Below are 15,473 nucleotides of genomic sequence, written 5' to 3'. Positions count from 1 at the left end.
CGGACAGCGTCGCGCGTCGGCCGCGACGGAGGTGGGGAAGGGCACCTTCTACACCGACGTCCGTTAAGAAGGTGCCCTTCCTTTCAGGCGTCGGCGAGGATGCGTTCGGCGTGCGGCAGCGCGGCCTCGCGCAGTGCGGGCACCAGCCCCAGGCGGGTGCGCCGGTCGAGCAGGTCGTCGACGGTGAGCGCGCCCTCGTGGCGCACAGCCCACAGCAGCTCCGCGCCGGTGACCGGGGAGCCGGGGACCAGCGGGGCGTGCAGTTCCGGCGGGGCCTCGGCGAGGACGGACGGGGCCTCGGTGCCGTAGCGGGCGAGCAGCCGGGCGGGTGCCGGGACCAGGGCGAGCCGGTCGCGGGCCGCCGCACCCGGCAGCGGCAGGTCGCGGGTGCGGCACGGCCCGGCGCGCAGGCCCGGCCGCCGGGCCAGCAGGTCGACCGTGTCCTGAGCCATCCGGCGGTACGTGGTCAGCTTCCCGCCGACCACCGTGACCACGCCGTCGCGGCCCTGCACGACCGCGTGCCGCCGGGAGATGTCGGCGGTGCGCCCGCCCGCGGCCATCAGCGGCCGCAGCCCGGCGAACGTGCCGAGCACGTCGGACCGGCGCACCGGCGTCTCCAGGGCCGAGTTGAGCACGTCGAGCAGGAAGTCCACGTCGGACTCGGGTGCGGTCGGCACGTCCGGGACCGGGCCGTCCACCGGCTCGTCGGTGAGGCCGACGTACACCAGCCCGTCGGGCTGCGGCAGCACGATGACGAAGCGGGAGAGCTCGCCGGGCACCGGGATGGTCAGCCCGGCCGACAGCCCGCCCAGCAGCGCGGCGGGCAGCACCAGGTGCGAGCCGCGCGACGGGCGCAGCACGATCTCGGGGGCGAGCTGCCCGGCCCACACCCCGGTCGCGTTGACCACGGCGCGGGCCCGGACGACGTGGCGGGCACCGGTCAGCGTGTCGAGCACGGTGGCCCCGTCGCCGGTCAGCTCGGTGGCGCGGCAGCGGGTCAGCACCCGCGCGCCCGCCCCCGCCGCGGCGCGGGCCAGCCCGGTGACCAGGCGGGCGTCGTCGCACAGCTGCCCGTCCCAGGACAGCCGGCCGCCGCGCAGCCCGGCCCCGCGCAGCGCGGGCACCATCCCGCGCGCCTCGGCCGCGGACAGCCGCCGCGTGCCCGGCAGCACCGCCCGGCGGGTGCCCGCCACGGCCCGCAGCAGGTCGCCCGCGTGCAGGCCCAGCCCGGCCACGCGCACGTGCCCCGGTGCGGTGTACGCCGTCGCGGGCAGCACCATCGCCAGCGCGCGGGTCAGGTGCGGCGCGGTGCGGGTCAGCAGCACGCCGCGCTCGACGGCGCTCTCGTACGCCACGCCCAGCTCGCCCTTGGCCAGGTAGCGCAGCCCGCCGTGGACCAGTTTGGAGCTCCACCGGGAGGTGCCGAACGCCAGGTCGTGGGCGTCGATCGCGGCGACGGACAGGCCGCGCGCCGCCGCGTCCAGCGCCACCCCGGCCCCGGTCACGCCGAGCCCCACCACCAGCACGTCGACCACCTCACCGGCGGCCAGCGCGGCCAGCTCCCGCTCGCGCCGGGCCGCGGTCAGCGATGTGTCCACGGTACGCCTCCTTGCGCCGAAGTGACACTTGATGTAACTCTGTCACACATGGATGAGATGCGGGAAGGGCTCGGCTCCGGCTGGGCGCGCTGGGGCGCACCGGAGCACGCCAAGCCGCTGCCGGACGCGGTGGCCGGGCTGCTCAAGCAGGTGTTCGACGTGACGCCGCCGCCACCGGCCGCCGCGCCGGACGCGGTCACCGCACCCGCGTCCCCGCTGCCCGCGGCGGTGCTGGACGTGCTGGCCGGGATCGTCGGCGCGGAGCACGTCCGCACCGGCACCGCCGCGCGCGCCGCGTACGCCTCCGGCAAGTCCACGCCCGACCTGGTGCACCAGCGGGCGGGCGAGCTGCCCGCGCTGCCCGGCGCGGTGGTCGCCCCCGCCGACCACGACCAGGTGCTCGCGGTGCTGGCCGCCTGCGCCGAGCACCGGCTCGCCGTGGTCCCGTTCGGCGGCGGCACCTCGGTGGTCGGCGGTCTCGCGCCGCGGGCCGCAGGCCATGTCACGCTCGACCTGAAGCGGTTGGACCGGCTGGTCGCCGTCGACCCGGTGTCGCGCACCGCCGTGCTGCAGGCCGGCCTGCCCGCCCCGCGCGCCGAAGAGCTGCTGGCCGCGCACGGGTTCACCCTCGGCCACGTCCCGCAGTCCTACGAGTACGCCACCATCGGCGGCTTCGCCGCCACCCGCTCCTCCGGCCAGGCCTCAGCCGGGTACGGCCGCTTCGACGACATGGTGGTCGGCCTGACCGTGGCCACCCCGCGCGGCACGATCACCACCGGCCGCGCGCCCGCCTCCGCCGCCGGGCCGGACCTGCGCCGGCTGTTCCTCGGCTCGGAGGGCGCGTTCGGCGTCATCACCGACGTGACCGTGCGGGTGCGCCCGGTGCCCGCGCAGCGCCGCTACGAGGGCTGGCGGTTCGAGTCGTTCGCCGACGGCGTCGCGGCGGCCCGGCGGCTGGCCCAGGACGGCCCGCGCCCGACCGTGCTGCGGCTGTCCGACGAGGTGGAGACCATGCTCGGGGCCACCGGCCGGGGCCGTGGCGACGGCGGCTGCCTGATGGTCGTCGGCCACGAGGGCGCGGACGTGGCGCGCGCCGCCGCCGACACCGCCGCGGTGCTGCGCGGATGCGGTGGGCAGGAGCTCGGCCCCGAGCCGGGGGAGCAGTGGGCCGCACACCGCTTCGACGCGCCGTACCTGCGCGACGCGCTGCTCGACGCGGGCGCGTTCGCCGAGACGCTGGAGACGGCCGCGTTCTGGTCCGCGCTGCCCGGTCTCTACGACGCCGTACGCGAGGCGCTGTTCGGGGCGCTGCCGGTGCCCTCGATGGTGCTGTGCCACGTCTCGCACGTCTACGAGACCGGGGCGTCGCTGTACTTCACCGTGGTCACCGCGTTCCCGGACGAGCCGGTGGCGCGCTGGCAGCAGGCCAAGGCGGCGGCCAACGACGCGATCATCGCGGCGGGCGGCACCATCAGCCACCACCACGGCGTCGGCACCGACCACCGCGACTGGTACGCCCGGGAGATCGGCCCGCTCGGCGTCGACGCCCTGCTCGGCGTGAAGCGCGCCCTCGACCCGGCCGGCGTGCTCAACCCGGGCATCCTGCTCCCCGGCGGCACACCGTCCGCCGGGCCGTCCGGCGCAGACGGATCCGCAGACCCGGCCTGATGAGCAGGTCGTTCACGGCGGTCGTCGGGCCGGCGGCGCGGCGCGGGCTGGCCCGGCTGATGCCGGTCGCGCAGCTGCTGCGGGCGGGCGGGGCGCGGGTGCGCGTGGAGTACACGACCGGCGTCGCGCAGGCGCGCGAGGTGGCCCGCCGCAGCGCCGCCGCCGGTGACGTGGTGCTCGCCTCCGGCGGCGACGGCACGCTGCGCTGCCTGGGCGCGGCGCTGGCCGGGACCGGCGGCGTGCTCGGCATCGTCCCCGCCGGGCGCGGCAACGACCTGGCCCGCCAGCTCGGCCTGCCCGACCGGGCCGAGGACGTCGCCGAGCTGCTGCTGCACGGCGCACCCCGCCGCATCGACGTCGTCGACACCGGTGCCGAGACCGTGCTGGGCAGCGTGTACGCCGGGGTCGACGCGGCCGCCAACGAGCGCGCCAACCGCGCTCGGTGGACGCCGTCCGGGCTGGTCTACCCGCTCGCCGGGGCGCGGGCGCTGGCCGGGTGGCGGCCCGCCCGCTACGAGATCGCCGTGGACGGCGGCGAGCCCGTGGCGCTGACCGCGTACACGGTCGTGGTGGCGAACTCCGGTTACTACGGCGGCGGCCTGCACGTCGCGCCGGGCGCGCGGGTCGACGACGGCCTGCTCGACGTGATCGTGCTCGGCTGCGCGTCCAAACTGCTGTTCCCGCTGGTCCTGCGCGAGATGCGCAGCGGCGCGCACGTACGCCGCCCCGAGGTGACGGTGCTGCGCGGCGCGTCGGTGACGCTGTCGGCCGACCGGCCCGTGCCCGCCTACGCCGACGGCGACCCGCTGTCGGTGCTCGGCTCGCTGTCGCTGCAGGTGCGCGCCGGCGCCCTGTCGGTGCTCGCGGCACAGTGACAAGCCGACCGGCCTACCTGTTCCGGATGTGCCCACATCCCGAACCAGGTAGGCCACCACGGTCACCCGGTCCACGCCCGCGTGCCACGGTGGCTTAGCCGGTCCGGCGGGAGGTGGCGCGGGGGCGCGTGGCCGGGACCGGGGCCAGGTAGCGGTCGAGTAGCAGGGCCAGCTCCTCGTCGAACTCGGCGGCGGTGTGGCCGTCGGCGACGGTCGGCAGGGACAGCACGAACGACTGCGCGGTCAGCAGCACGGCGCGGGCCAGCCGGGCCGGGTCGCCCGGCCGCACCGAGCCCTCCGCCTGCCCGGCGGCGATCGTCCGGTGCAGGAAGCCGAGCATCTCCTCCTGCCCGCCGCCGCGCCGGTCCAGCATGTATGGCAGCAGGATCTCCGGATCCACCTCAAGGATCTTGCGGAGCAGCGGGTGCGCGCGCAGCCTGCCCGCCGCCGCCACCGACTGCGCCACCAGGCGGGCGCGCAGCGGGCCGTCGGCCGCCGCGGCGGCGCTGGCCGCGTCCACGATCACGCGGTGCCACTCCCGGCTCATCAGGTCGCCGACCAGGCTCTGCACGTCGGGCCAGCGCCGGTACACCGTCATCCGGGACACCCCGGCCCGGCGCGCCACGTCCGTCACCGTCGTGCGGCGCACCCCGTACGCGAGCACGCAGTCGCGTGCGGCATCGAGCACCAGGTCCTCGACCCGCCGCCCGCCCGGCTCCTCCTCAGCGTCCACCGGCCCATGTGTACCACGGGCCGCTTCCGCTGCCCGCCGTGCGGTGTCACAGTGGTACCCGGTCCGTGCCGCGTACACCGGCGGGCCGCCGTACCCCCACAGCTTTGGAGCTCTCATGACCACCGAGCCGCTGCCGCCCGCAGACGACACCCCCACCGAGCCGGAGCCGGCCGCACCGGCGCGCACGCTGCCCCGCCCGAGCCGTGGCGTGGTGTTCGCCCTGCTCGGCGCCTTCCTGTTCGGCGGCCTGCTGTGCGGCGGGCTGGGCCTGGCCGCGGGAGTCATGATCGGGCACCACGGCGGCCGCCACGAGGTCCGCTTCGACGAGGACGACCGGGAGGACCTGCGCGACCGCAAGCAGCGGCTGCGCGAGCAGCCGTGGCTGCGCGAGCAGCGGCAGCTGCCCGACCAGCAGAAGCTGCAGGACCTGCGCGACCAGGAGCTGAAGCGGCAGCTGCTGGAGCGGCTGCGGCTGCGCGGCCGTGACGGCGCGCTGCCCGCCTGCCCGCCCGCGATCCCGGCGCCCGCCCCGGTCCTGCCCACCCCGAGCCCGGTCGGCTGACGACGGCGCTCGACCGGCGATATCCTTTGTGCCGCATCGATGGCGCGGCAGGACGGGGACTCGTATGGTCAGCACCGAGCAGGAGACGATCCCCACGGAGTCCGCGGTGGACACCCCGGCCCGGCCGGTCACGTCCTACCGCACCGACCTGGTGACGGTGCTGCTCGGCACCTGGTTCACCGTCGGGCTGATGGTCGACGCCTGGGCCCACAACAACGTGCCCCAGCTCGAGACCTTCTTCACGCCCTGGCACGCGGTGTTCTACTGGGGCTTCATCGTGACCGCGGGCTGGATCCTGTGGACCTGCCGCCCGGCCTTCCGCGGCGGCCGCCTGCCCGACTTCCGGGCGATGCCGGTCGGCTACCCGGCCTCGGTGGTGGCGCTCGGCGCGTTCGCGCTCTCCGGCTTCCTCGACTTCCTGTGGCACACCGTGTTCGGGGTGGAGCAGAACATCGACATCCTGTTCAGCCCGAGCCACCTCGGCCTGGTCACCTCGATGCTGGTGATCGTCACCACGCCGCTGCGCACCGCGTGGGCCCGCCGCACCGCCGAGCCGGTGACCGGCCTGCGCGCGCTGCTGCCCGCGGTGCTGTCGATGGCGCTGGCCGCGACTCTGGTGCTGCTGTTCCTGCAGTACGCCAACGCGCTGGTGTTCCGCCCCGGCAGCATCGTGGTGGCGCTGACCGACCTGGAGGAGTTCCACACGTCCAACGTGGTGACCTCGATCCTGGTCACCAACGCGGTCCTGATCATCCCGCTGCTGACCCTGGCCAAGCGCTGGACGCTCCCGGTCGGCAGCGCCACCGTGCTCTACGCCGTGATCGGCGCGCTCTGCGCGGCCATCGCCGGGTTCGAGAACCTGGAGCTGATCGCCGGCCTGCTGGTGGCGGGCGTGCTGGTGGACCTGGCGGCGCTGTGGCTGCGACCGTCGGCGGCCCGGCCCGCGCGGCTGCGCGCGTACGCGGCGCTGGCCGGCCTGCTGACCTGGGCCGTCTACCTGGCCACGGCGGTGCTGACCGCCCCGCCGCTGGCGCCCATGGTGGACGGCGCCGCCACCCGGTTCGTGCCGGAGATCTACACGGGTGTGCCGGTGGTGCAGGCGCTGTTCGGGCTGCTGCTCGCCGTGGTGCTGGTGCCGGTGGCCGCGCCGCCGGCCGAGCCCGCCGCCTCCGCGTGACGCGAGAGGGGCGCCCGTCGCCGGGCGCCCCTCTCGCGGAAGATCATTCCTTCGCGGTGCTCCTACCAGTAATGCCTTCGTCCGCCGACCGGGCGCCCCACGGCTCCCAGGATCCACAGGATCGCTCCCACGATCAGCAGGATCAGGCCGATCGTCCAGAGGATGCTGATGTTCAGGAAATAACCCAGCAGCAGCAGGATCAAGCCTAGAAGCAACACTTACGAACTCCCCACTCTCGCGGTGTCCACCCCGTCGCCGATGACGTACCCGGCCGGAGAGCGGCTAAACCGGATGTTCAGTTCGCTGCGCTGCCGACGGCGACCGGCGCGGGCTGGGTGCTCGGGCGGGCCGTGCGGCCGTGCCGGGCGACGGCCCGCAGCCGCAGCAGCGCCACCTGGTTGACGACCTCGGCCATCGGGCCGGGCCGGTGCGCCCAGAACGTGCTCAGCAGCGGCTGGGTGAGATCGGCCAGCGCGCTGGGGTCGTGATCGGGCGGCAGCGCGTCGACCGAGCGCCGCGCGGCGGCGATGGCCTGGTCGAGCCCGGCCTGCCAGGCGGGCCCGATGCGGCCCGTGCCCGGGTACGCCGGATCGTTGCGCCAGTACTGCCAGCGGTCGAGCAGAGTGATCAGCTCGGCACGGAGATCCCTGGCGTCCGGCTCCTCGCTGCTCGACGTGATGAGCTGCTCACTGACTGTCATGTCAACAGATCATAGGGCCGTCGACCAGCGTCAGCGGGGACAACACGAGATGTCGCCGAGATGATCAGGATACACCCGACGCCGGCCGCGCTCGCGTTTGTGCAGGCCGTGGCGTGGGTATGCAGCCGGACATGAACGATCACAGCCCAGGGGAGTACGAGCCGAACACCACGCCGGAGTCCGACCTGGAGCGCACGCGCGACGAGGCGCACCGCGACGACGAGCGCCGGCAGGAGGACACCGAGCGGCTCACCGAGGAGCGGCGCGACCCGCGCAACCCGCCTGAGCCGTTCTCCGGCTCGGAGCACTGAACAGCCAGATGAGCGAAGCTCCGCCCGGCCGGGCGGAGCTTCGCGGTGTTCGGGGGTCGGCGGCGTGGCGTGCGGCCCACCCCCGGCTCGGCATCAAGGACTATCGGCGGATCGCGTCCTTGGCCGCGTCCTTGGCGTCACTCATCGTGTCCTTGGCCTTCTCGCCGGCCTTCTTGGCCTTGGCCTCGGCCTGATCCATCTTGCCCTCGGCCTCGAGCCGCTCGTTGTCGGTCATCTTGCCGGTGGCTTCCTTGGCGTTGCCCTTGATGTTCTCGGCCTCGTTGCTGACCTTGTCCTTGATACCCATCGTCAACTCCTTCGAGATGCGGATATCTCTGCCCCTCGGTTACCCGGCCAAGACGTTCTGAAACCTCCCGGGATCCGCGAACCACCCAAAACACGCGAAGGTGCATCAATCGGCTGGTATGGTCCATCGCCAGGAGATCCCCGGCACGGAGAGACCGATGACCCCGATCGAGAGCCCCCGCGGCCAGTCAGACATCCCCGCGGTGCGACCGCGCCGCCGCCTGCCGGTGTGGGCGGTGCTGACGCTCGGCGTGGTCGTGCTCGTGCTCGCCCTCGGCTTCGGCGGCGCCATGGTCACCCAGTCCTACCTGCACAGCCTGGCCGGCTCGGTGGAGACCGGCACGGCGCTGGAGGGGGAGGCGAAGAAGGAGCCGGCCATCGAGGGGCGGACCCTGCGCGGCCCGATCGACATCCTGCTGCTGGGCCTGGATACCCGGGAGGGCTGGGCCGAGGGCAGCGGGCGGGCCGACTCGATCATCGTGCTGCACGTGCCGTCCGGCCACGACCGCGCCTACCTGATGTCCATCCCGCGCGACGCGCTGGTGTACATCCCGCCGTACGCCCCCGCCGGCTTCGGCGGGGCGCGGACCAGGGCGAACGCGGCGTACGCGTACGGCTCGCGCAACGGGCAGGGCTGGCAGGGCGGCGCGGCGCTGACCGCGAACATGGTGCACGAGCTGACCGGGCTCAAGTTCGACGGCGTGATGGTCGTCGACTTCGACGCGTTCCGCAACGTGGTCGAGGAGCTGGGCGGCGTGCACATGTGCGTCGACCGGGAGACCCGCTCCGACCACTACGTCGTGGTCGACGGCAAGCCGCAGTACGCCTACGGCAAGCGCAGCGGGGTGTTCCTGCCCAACAGCTACGTCCACCACGCCGGCTGCCGGGACATGGCGGGCTGGGAGGCGCTCGACTTCGCCCGCCAGCGCAAGTCCGGCCCGTACGGCGACTACGATCGGCAGCGCCACCAGCAGCAGCTGCTCAAGGCGATCGCGGACAAGGCCACCTCCGCCGGGGTCGTCACCAATCCGGTCAAGGTCAACGACCTGATCCGGGCGGCCGGCGGGACCTTGAAGATCGACACCGGGCACGCCGAGCTCTTCGACTACCTCTGGACGCTGCGCGACCTGGCCACCGCCGACGTGATCATGCTGAAGACGAACAACGGCATGTACCACCGGGCCAAGGTCAAGGGCACCCAGGCGATCAGCCCGCAGACGCTGCTCATGTTCCAGGCGGCCCGCGACGGCCTGCTCGACGAGTACGTCGCCGCCCACCCCGAGTCGGTCATCGGCGACACCGCCGACGCCCCGGCCGCGGCGGACCTGCCCGGCGTCGCGCCGTCGGCGGAGCCGGACCCGTCCGACGAGCCGGAGACCCCCGACCACGCCGCACCGCCCCACGACTGACCCCTCGCCGAACCCGCTTTTACATGGACGTTGGCCTATCTGGATGAAGATGATCTCGAAAACTTCATCCAGATAGGCCAACGTCTATGACGGAACCCGCGCGGGCCGGCCGGTTGGGGTCGGGTGCGCCGGGTGGGGTCGGGTGCGCCGGGCCGGGTGGGTGGGGGTGGTCAGGGTTGGGTGGCGCTGCGTTCGGCGGCGCGGACCGCGAGCTCGACCCGTGAGTTGACCTGGAGCTTCGCGAGGATGCTGGACACGTGCGACTGCACCGTGCGCCTCGACAGGAACAGCCGGGCCGCGATGTCGGGGTTGGACATGCCGCCGGCGACCAGCGCGGCGACCCGCTGCTCGGTCTCGGTGAGCGCCTCCCAGCCGTGCTTGGGCCGCTTGCGCGGGCCGCGGACGCCGCGGCGGATGCCGGCCTGGCGCAGTCGCGCCTCGGCCCGTGCGATGTCGGCGGCGGCCTCCAGCCCGCCGTAGATCTCCAGCGCCCGGTCCAGCGCCTGGCGGGCCTGCGCGGGCCGGTCCCGGCGGGCGAGCGTCTCCGCCGCGTTCTCGTAGGCGTACCCCTCGTAGAGCGGCCAGCCGGCGCGGTGGAAGTCGGCGGCCGCGGCCAGCAGCAGGTCGGCGTCCCCGTCGGCCAGGCCCCGGCACAGCCGCCCGGTGGCCGCCATGCTCGGGTGGTCGTGCACGGCGAGCAGCGTGTCGATGTCGTCGGCCAAGGCGCGGGCCCGCTCGGGACGCCCGGCGGCGACGGCGAGCCGGGCCAGGTCGGTGCAGACCCGGTAGACCAGCGCCCGCGGCTCCAGCCCGTGCGCCCGGTCCCAGGCGGGGGCGAGCAGCTCGTACGCCGCCGCCGGCCCCTGCTGGACCTCCACGCCCAGGGCACGGGCCCAGCGGCTGGAGTGGTGCGCGAAAGACGTGTCGCTCGCGATCGGGGCCGCCGCCGCGGCCGGTGCGCCGCGGTGCACCGCGATCAGGTCGGCGATGCCGCGCAGGCGCACGGCGCTGCCGAGCAGGTCCGGGTTCTCCAGCCCGATCTCGCACTCGACGAGCGCGTCGTCCCAGCGGCCGGACAGGTACATCAGCCGGGCCCGCAGCGTGTGCGCGATGGCCAGGTACGCCCCGCCGGTCTCGCGGTTGGCGGTGATCGCCGCGGCCAGCGCGCGATCGGCCTCGGGCAGCCGGTCCAGCTCCATCAGGCACAGCCCGCGCAGCGTGTACGGGTCGACCTGCAGGTCGGGCCGCACGCCCTCGGCGAAGGTGGCCAGCGCCCGGTCGTTGGCGGCCATCGCCCGTTCCAGGTCACCGTCGATGACGTACGTGATGGCCAGGGCGAAGTCGCCGATGCCGGTGGTGCGGGCGTCGCCGGTCGCCTCGCCGATCTCGGCGGCGCGCAGCGCGGCGGCCCGCGCCTGCTCGATGCGGGCCAGGAAGCACAGGCAGACGGCGGCGAAGCCGTGGAAGCGCCCCCGCTCGGCCTCGGTGAGCGGCGCCTGGTCGAGCGCCTCCTCGATGGCGGCCAGCGACTCGCGCAGCCGTCCGCGCCGGTAGCAGGCCTGGGCCAGTAGCCAGCGCAGCTCGCCCTCCTGCGCGGGGTCGTCGTCCTCGGCCAGCGCGACCCGCGCCAGGCGCTCGGCGTCGGCGTGCAGGCCCTGCCACAGCAGCGCCCGGATCAGCTGGCGCCGCAGCCGGGGCCGCCCGGCGGGCGGGGCCGTGTCCAGCGCGCGGCGCAGCAGCGTGACGGCCTGCGCGGGCGCGCGGACGGTCAGCGTGTCGGCCGCGCCGGTCAGCCAGTCCGTCATCCGGGTGTCGAGCGTGTCCCCGGCCAGCAGGTGCTCGGCGACGCGCTCGACGCCCACCCGCGGCGTGCCGGGCCCGGTGGCGTCCACCCGCCGCAGCGCCCGCTGGTGCAGCGCGGCGCGCACCGTCGGCGGGACCCGCGCGATCAGGGCCTCGCGGATGAGCGGCTGGCGGAACTCCAGGTGGGTGCCGGTGTCGGTGAGGATGCCCGCGTCCACCGCGGCGACCGCCGCATCGGACAGCTCGGACACCGGCCGGTCCAGCACCTCGGAGAGCTCCGCGAGGTCGACCGTGCGGCCGAAGACGGCCGCGCTCTGCAGGATGTCGCGGACGGCGGGGGCCAGGAAGCCGAGCCGCTGCACGATGACGTCGGCCAGCGGCGGCGGCACCCAGCCCTCGACCAGCTCGTCGGTGTCCCAGACCAGCTCGACCCGCCGGCCGTCGCGGCGCAGCGCGCCCTCCTCGGCCAGCTCGGCCAGCAGTTCGGTGACGTACATCGGGTTGCCGCCGGCGGTGGCGACGAGCCGGCTCAGGCGCGGCCCGGCGTCCGCGTCGAGCAGCTCCCGGGTCAGCGCGGTCACCTCGGCCGCCGGGAGCGGCGCGAGTTCGAGCCGCAGGCCGCCGCGTGAGAGGAGGCTGCGTTCGAGCGCGTCGACCACCTCGGCCCGCGGCGCGGACCGGGTGGCCACCACCAGGAGCAGGGGCTGCTGCTCGATGCCACGGCCCAGCCGGTGCAGCACGACCACGCTCTGCCGGTCGGCCCACTGCGCGTCGTCGAGCAGCACCGCCACCGGGCCCCGGGTGAACCACTCGTCGAACAGGTCGAGGATCGCCTCGGTGATCACGAAGTCGTGGCTGGCGGCGGCGAGGCTGTGCGTGAAGGCCTCCTCGCCGCGCAGCAGCCCGGAGACGCGGGCCAGGTCCGGGTCGGTGGTGGCCGCGCCGATGCCGAGGCAGGCCGCGAACGCCGAGAACGGCAGCTGCTGCTCCAGGTCCTCGGCGGTGCCGCGCAGCACCCGCATGCCGAGCTCGGCGCAGTCCGCGGCGAGGTGGTCGAGCAGTGTGGTCTTGCCGATGCCGGGCTCGCCCTCGACCAGCACGGCGCCACCGTGCCCGGACGCCGCCCGGCGCGCCAGCTCGCGCAGCCGGTCCGTCTCGCTCTGGCGTCCCACGTATACCGGCGCCCCCGGCCCCATGTTCTGAGCGTAATGACCGGGACGCGCGGGATGAGCGGGAAGTCCGGATAGGCGCCCGTCAAGAAAACTTTCAGTCGAGCCGATCATCTTGTTCACAACCTTCACCGGCTGGTAGCTTGACCCGATCACATCAAGTGAAGAAGGTGGATATGCGAATCTTCACGAGGATCGCGGTGCCCCTCGCCGTGCTGGGCGTTCTCGCCACCGCGAGCCCCGCCCAGGCGGTCGTCGTGCCCCGGCACGCGATCAACGTCTGCCAGTCCGCGAGCTTCTACGACAACTACGACTCCGCCTCCGGCCCGCACGGCCTCAAGCGCGTGCTGGAGTACGGCAACAAGGTCGGGCACACCCCCGGCGCGCACCCGGTTTACAACGGCTGGGCGGCGACCTTCGACTTCGGGCCCAACGACTGGGGCTACATGCGGATCGAGTGCATCGGAGGGTACGACTCATGGTGAGATCGCGCTCCAGGGCCGCGCTGCGCACCGCCGTCGCGGCGGCGGCCGGGCTCGCGTTGCTGGCGACGGCTGCCCCGGCGCAGGCCGCGAACGGCACGATCGGCGTGCGGGAGACCGTCTGCGCGGATTCGCTGTTCGTCCGCACCGAGCCGCTCGGCGCCTGGATGGGCACCCTCTACGCGGGGCAGACGTTCCTGGTCAAGGGGCCGCGGACCGGCGGCTACATCTACGGCTTCGCGTACGGGCACGTCAACCGCAACGGCTGGGTGCAGGACGGCTGGTTCTGCTGACTCACTTGGCCGCCTCCCTGCGCGGCGTGGCCCGCACCTCGGCCGCGCCGCGCAGGTAGTCCTCGTACGCCGGCAGCGGCCTGATCAGCGGGGCGAGCGCGGCGGCCGAGCGGTCCAGCGTGATCACCTCGCCGGGCGCGCAGCGGGTGACCGACGCGCGGGCCGGGTCGACCTCCCAGACGTCCTGCCCGGCCAGGCGGCAGCGCTGGTCGTACAGCCAGGTGCTCTCCTCGGGCGCGGTGTAGCGGTACATCGCGGCGGGGTCGTCGACGGCGACGCCGTGCGCGGCCAGCGCCGTGCCGGGCGCGAAGCGGTGCACGTACGCCGTCGACGCGACGAAGTTGTCGGCCACCGCGACCTGCTCGCCCTCGCGCCAGCTGACGCAGCAGCCGGTGGCGGCCCACTGCTCGTAGAGCCGCGCGACCTGCCCGCGGCCCGTGCCGCTGGACGCGCCGCCGAGGATGCGCAGGTGGTAGCTCGGTTCCTCGACCATCTCCGCGGGTGCGAACAGCTCCTCATGTCGGCCCGCCGCCTCCAGCAGGCGCTGGCGGGCGTACGTCATCAGCAGGAACCGGTGCCGGGGCTGCACCGTCGTCGCGAGCAGCCGCTCCACCGCGACGTTGAGCCGCGTCACGTCGATCTCCGGGACCGCCATGTGATCGAGGGTAGATGCGCCGATCGCACGATATGTGAGGATCGCTCTTTCCGCGCTGGTTGACGGCGATATTGGTTAGGCTGCTGCTGTCGGGCGCCCGGCGCCCGCCGTGCGCCTGCCCGCGAGTGACGAAAGGCGGTCACGCCATGACAGTCCTCGGCGAGACGGCGGTGGCCGATCTGCGGACCGGCTTCGCCGGCTCGGTGCTCACGCCGGAGGACCCGGCGTACGCCGACGCGCGTGTCCTGTTCAACTCGATGATCACCAAGCGGCCGAGCGTGATCGCGCAGTGCGCCGGCGGCGCCGACGTGGCGCGGGCCGTGGCCTTCGGCCGCGAGCTGGGGCTGGAGATCGCCGTCCGCGGCGGCGGGCACGGCGTGGCGGGCACCGCACTGACCGACGGCGGCATCGTCATCGACCTGCGCCGGATGAACGCGGTCACCGTCGACCCGGCCAAGCGCACCGCGCGGATCGGCGGCGGGGCCACCATGAGCCACCTCGACCGGGCCACCCAGCCCTTCGACCTGGCCACCACCGGCGGGCGCGTGTCCACCACCGGCGTCGGCGGGTTCACCCTCGGCGGCGGGTCCGGCTGGCTGGAGCGCAAGTTCGGCCTGGCCTGCGACAACCTGCTCGCCGCGGAGGTCGTCACCGCCGACGGCAACACCGTGGTGTGCAGCGAGGAGAGCCACCCAGAGCTGTTCTGGGCGCTGCACGGCGGCGGCGGCAACTTCGGCGTGGTCACCTCGCTGACGCTGCGGCTGCACCCGCTGCCCACGGCCGCTGTGGCGCTGCTGCTGTGGCGGCCCGAGGCCGGCCCCGAGGTGACCCGCGCCTACCGCGACTTCATGGAGAACGCGCCGGAGGAGGTGGGCGGCGGCATCATCTACCTCACCGGCCCGGCCGAGCCCTTCGTCCCGGCGCACCTGGTGAACTCGCTGGCCTGCGCCATGCTCATCACGTACGCCGGGGAGCTGACCCGGGCGCGCCAGGTGCTCGGACCGCTGCTGTCGCTGGGGCACGAGGGCGAGCTGATCGCCGAGGTGCCCTACGCCGAGCTGCAGTGCATGTTCGACGACCCGCCCGGCTACCGCAACTACTGGTCCGCCGAGCACCTCGACGAGCTGCCGGACAAGGCGGTCGACCTGTTCTGCGCGCGGGCGCGCGACATGGTCTGCCCGTCCCCGTCCCAGCACGTGCTCTTCCCGTACGGCGGCGCCGTCGCGTCCGGCCCGTCCGGATACCCGGTGCCGTGGCGGCGCGCTCCCTGGGTGGTCCACCCGCTGGGCCTGTGGACCGAGCCCGAGGACGACGACCGCGGCATCCGCTGGGCCCGCGACCTGCGCGCCGACATGAAACCGTGGTCCACCGGCGCCGTCTACAGCAACTTCATCGGCCAGGAGGGCCGCGAGCGCGTCGTGGCCGGCTACGGCCTGGAGAACTACCGCCGCCTGGCCAAGGTCAAGGCGGCCTACGACCCCGACAACGTCTTCCACCTCAACCCCAACATCCGCCCCGAGAAGTAGGCGAGGGCACTCGCCGCATCGCCCCGTTCCGCCGGGAGGGCCCGCCGCGGTTTCGGGGGACTCTTCAGCCGGCTTTGCTCTGCTTACCAATACGCACGTGCGTATGGGTATGCGCGGGTGGAACGCGCAGCCGGGCGGCACGTTGATCAGGCTCGGCGGGTTGCCCTTGATGGGCTTGAGGTCGATCTCGGGGTCGCCGTGCAGGC

At 74.3% G+C, this 15,473-nt stretch carries 16 protein-coding genes; 9 read left to right on the top strand and 7 right to left on the bottom strand.

Features of this window, described 5'->3' with window-relative positions; all coding sequences use genetic code 11:
- Window positions 1-83: 83 nt before the first annotated feature.
- Complete coding sequence (locus tag AB0J67_RS13265; protein WP_363480825.1) at window positions 84-1,598, bottom strand: glycerol-3-phosphate dehydrogenase/oxidase; 1,515 nt, start codon at window positions 1,596-1,598, stop codon at window positions 84-86.
- A 57-nt stretch (window positions 1,599-1,655) separates the two neighbouring features.
- Here AB0J67_RS13265 and AB0J67_RS13260 point away from each other — a divergent pair, with 57 nt between their 5' ends.
- Together AB0J67_RS13260 and AB0J67_RS13255 are read left to right on the top strand one after the other, a co-directional pair.
- Window positions 1,656-3,266 carry an FAD-binding oxidoreductase gene (locus tag AB0J67_RS13260; RefSeq protein WP_363480910.1) on the top strand — a complete coding sequence of 537 codons (1,611 nt, stop codon included), beginning with the start codon at window positions 1,656-1,658 and terminating at the stop codon, window positions 3,264-3,266.
- Window positions 3,266-4,141 (top strand): diacylglycerol kinase family protein, encoded by an 876-nt coding sequence (locus tag AB0J67_RS13255; protein ID WP_363480823.1) that lies wholly within the window; start codon window positions 3,266-3,268, stop codon window positions 4,139-4,141. Before AB0J67_RS13260 ends, AB0J67_RS13255 begins: the two co-directional genes overlap by 1 nt.
- A 94-nt stretch (window positions 4,142-4,235) precedes the next feature.
- Here the strand turns inward: AB0J67_RS13255 and AB0J67_RS13250 are convergent, their stop codons facing one another.
- A complete protein-coding gene (locus AB0J67_RS13250; protein ID WP_363480821.1) occupies window positions 4,236-4,874 on the bottom strand; it encodes a TetR/AcrR family transcriptional regulator in 639 nt (212 codons plus the stop codon).
- Window positions 4,875-4,989: 115 nt separating this feature from the next.
- Here AB0J67_RS13250 and AB0J67_RS13245 point away from each other — a divergent pair, with 115 nt between their 5' ends.
- Together AB0J67_RS13245 and AB0J67_RS13240 are read left to right on the top strand one after the other, a co-directional pair.
- Entirely contained in the window at window positions 4,990-5,436 is a 447-nt protein-coding gene (locus AB0J67_RS13245; RefSeq protein WP_363480818.1) for a hypothetical protein, read from the top strand.
- A gap of 64 nt (window positions 5,437-5,500) precedes the next feature.
- The gene (locus tag AB0J67_RS13240; protein WP_363480816.1) at window positions 5,501-6,613 is read left to right on the top strand and encodes a hypothetical protein; all 1,113 of its coding nucleotides are present in this window, start codon (window positions 5,501-5,503) and stop codon (window positions 6,611-6,613) included.
- A gap of 62 nt (window positions 6,614-6,675) precedes the next feature.
- Here AB0J67_RS13240 and AB0J67_RS13235 read toward each other — a convergent pair whose 3' ends face one another.
- Together AB0J67_RS13235 and AB0J67_RS13230 are read right to left on the bottom strand one after the other, a co-directional pair.
- Entirely contained in the window at window positions 6,676-6,816 is a 141-nt protein-coding gene (locus AB0J67_RS13235) for a DUF6131 family protein (protein WP_363480814.1), read from the bottom strand.
- A 92-nt stretch (window positions 6,817-6,908) separates the two neighbouring features.
- Window positions 6,909-7,313: a hypothetical protein gene (locus AB0J67_RS13230; RefSeq protein ID WP_363480811.1), complete on the bottom strand. Its 405-nt coding sequence runs from the start codon at window positions 7,311-7,313 to the stop codon at window positions 6,909-6,911.
- A 131-nt stretch (window positions 7,314-7,444) separates the two neighbouring features.
- On the opposite strand from AB0J67_RS13230, the gene AB0J67_RS13225 reads away from it, so the two are divergent.
- Window positions 7,445-7,624: a hypothetical protein gene (locus AB0J67_RS13225; protein WP_363480808.1), complete on the top strand. Its 180-nt coding sequence runs from the start codon at window positions 7,445-7,447 to the stop codon at window positions 7,622-7,624.
- A 100-nt stretch (window positions 7,625-7,724) separates the two neighbouring features.
- Here AB0J67_RS13225 and AB0J67_RS13220 read toward each other — a convergent pair whose 3' ends face one another.
- The gene (locus AB0J67_RS13220; protein ID WP_363480805.1) at window positions 7,725-7,931 is read right to left on the bottom strand and encodes a CsbD family protein; all 207 of its coding nucleotides are present in this window, start codon (window positions 7,929-7,931) and stop codon (window positions 7,725-7,727) included.
- A gap of 157 nt (window positions 7,932-8,088) precedes the next feature.
- Between AB0J67_RS13220 and AB0J67_RS13215 the strand changes: the two genes are divergently transcribed.
- Window positions 8,089-9,339 carry an LCP family protein gene (locus AB0J67_RS13215; RefSeq protein ID WP_363480802.1) on the top strand — a complete coding sequence of 417 codons (1,251 nt, stop codon included), beginning with the start codon at window positions 8,089-8,091 and terminating at the stop codon, window positions 9,337-9,339.
- A gap of 170 nt (window positions 9,340-9,509) precedes the next feature.
- Here AB0J67_RS13215 and AB0J67_RS13210 read toward each other — a convergent pair whose 3' ends face one another.
- Window positions 9,510-12,338, bottom strand: a complete 2,829-nt coding sequence (locus AB0J67_RS13210) for an AAA family ATPase (protein WP_363480799.1) — start codon at window positions 12,336-12,338, stop codon at window positions 9,510-9,512.
- A 149-nt stretch (window positions 12,339-12,487) separates the two neighbouring features.
- On the opposite strand from AB0J67_RS13210, the gene AB0J67_RS13205 reads away from it, so the two are divergent.
- Window positions 12,488-12,796: a hypothetical protein gene (locus tag AB0J67_RS13205; RefSeq protein WP_363480796.1), complete on the top strand. Its 309-nt coding sequence runs from the start codon at window positions 12,488-12,490 to the stop codon at window positions 12,794-12,796.
- Window positions 12,790-13,086, top strand: a complete 297-nt coding sequence (locus AB0J67_RS13200; RefSeq protein WP_363480793.1) for a hypothetical protein — start codon at window positions 12,790-12,792, stop codon at window positions 13,084-13,086. The genes AB0J67_RS13205 and AB0J67_RS13200 overlap by 7 nt, the downstream gene beginning before the upstream one ends.
- Window position 13,087: 1 nt before the next feature.
- Here the strand turns inward: AB0J67_RS13200 and AB0J67_RS13195 are convergent, their stop codons facing one another.
- A complete protein-coding gene (locus tag AB0J67_RS13195; protein WP_363480790.1) occupies window positions 13,088-13,741 on the bottom strand; it encodes a hypothetical protein in 654 nt (217 codons plus the stop codon).
- Window positions 13,742-13,887: 146 nt separating this feature from the next.
- On the opposite strand from AB0J67_RS13195, the gene AB0J67_RS13190 reads away from it, so the two are divergent.
- Window positions 13,888-15,267: an FAD-binding oxidoreductase gene (locus AB0J67_RS13190; protein WP_363480787.1), complete on the top strand. Its 1,380-nt coding sequence runs from the start codon at window positions 13,888-13,890 to the stop codon at window positions 15,265-15,267.
- Window positions 15,268-15,473: the final 206 nt, after the last annotated feature.

It is taken from the genome of Catellatospora sp. NPDC049609, from assembly GCF_040675365.1.
Lineage (GTDB): Bacteria > Actinomycetota > Actinomycetes > Mycobacteriales > Micromonosporaceae > Catellatospora.
Note: the sequence above shows the minus strand (reverse complement) of the source record. Positions and strands in the feature narration are given on the sequence as shown.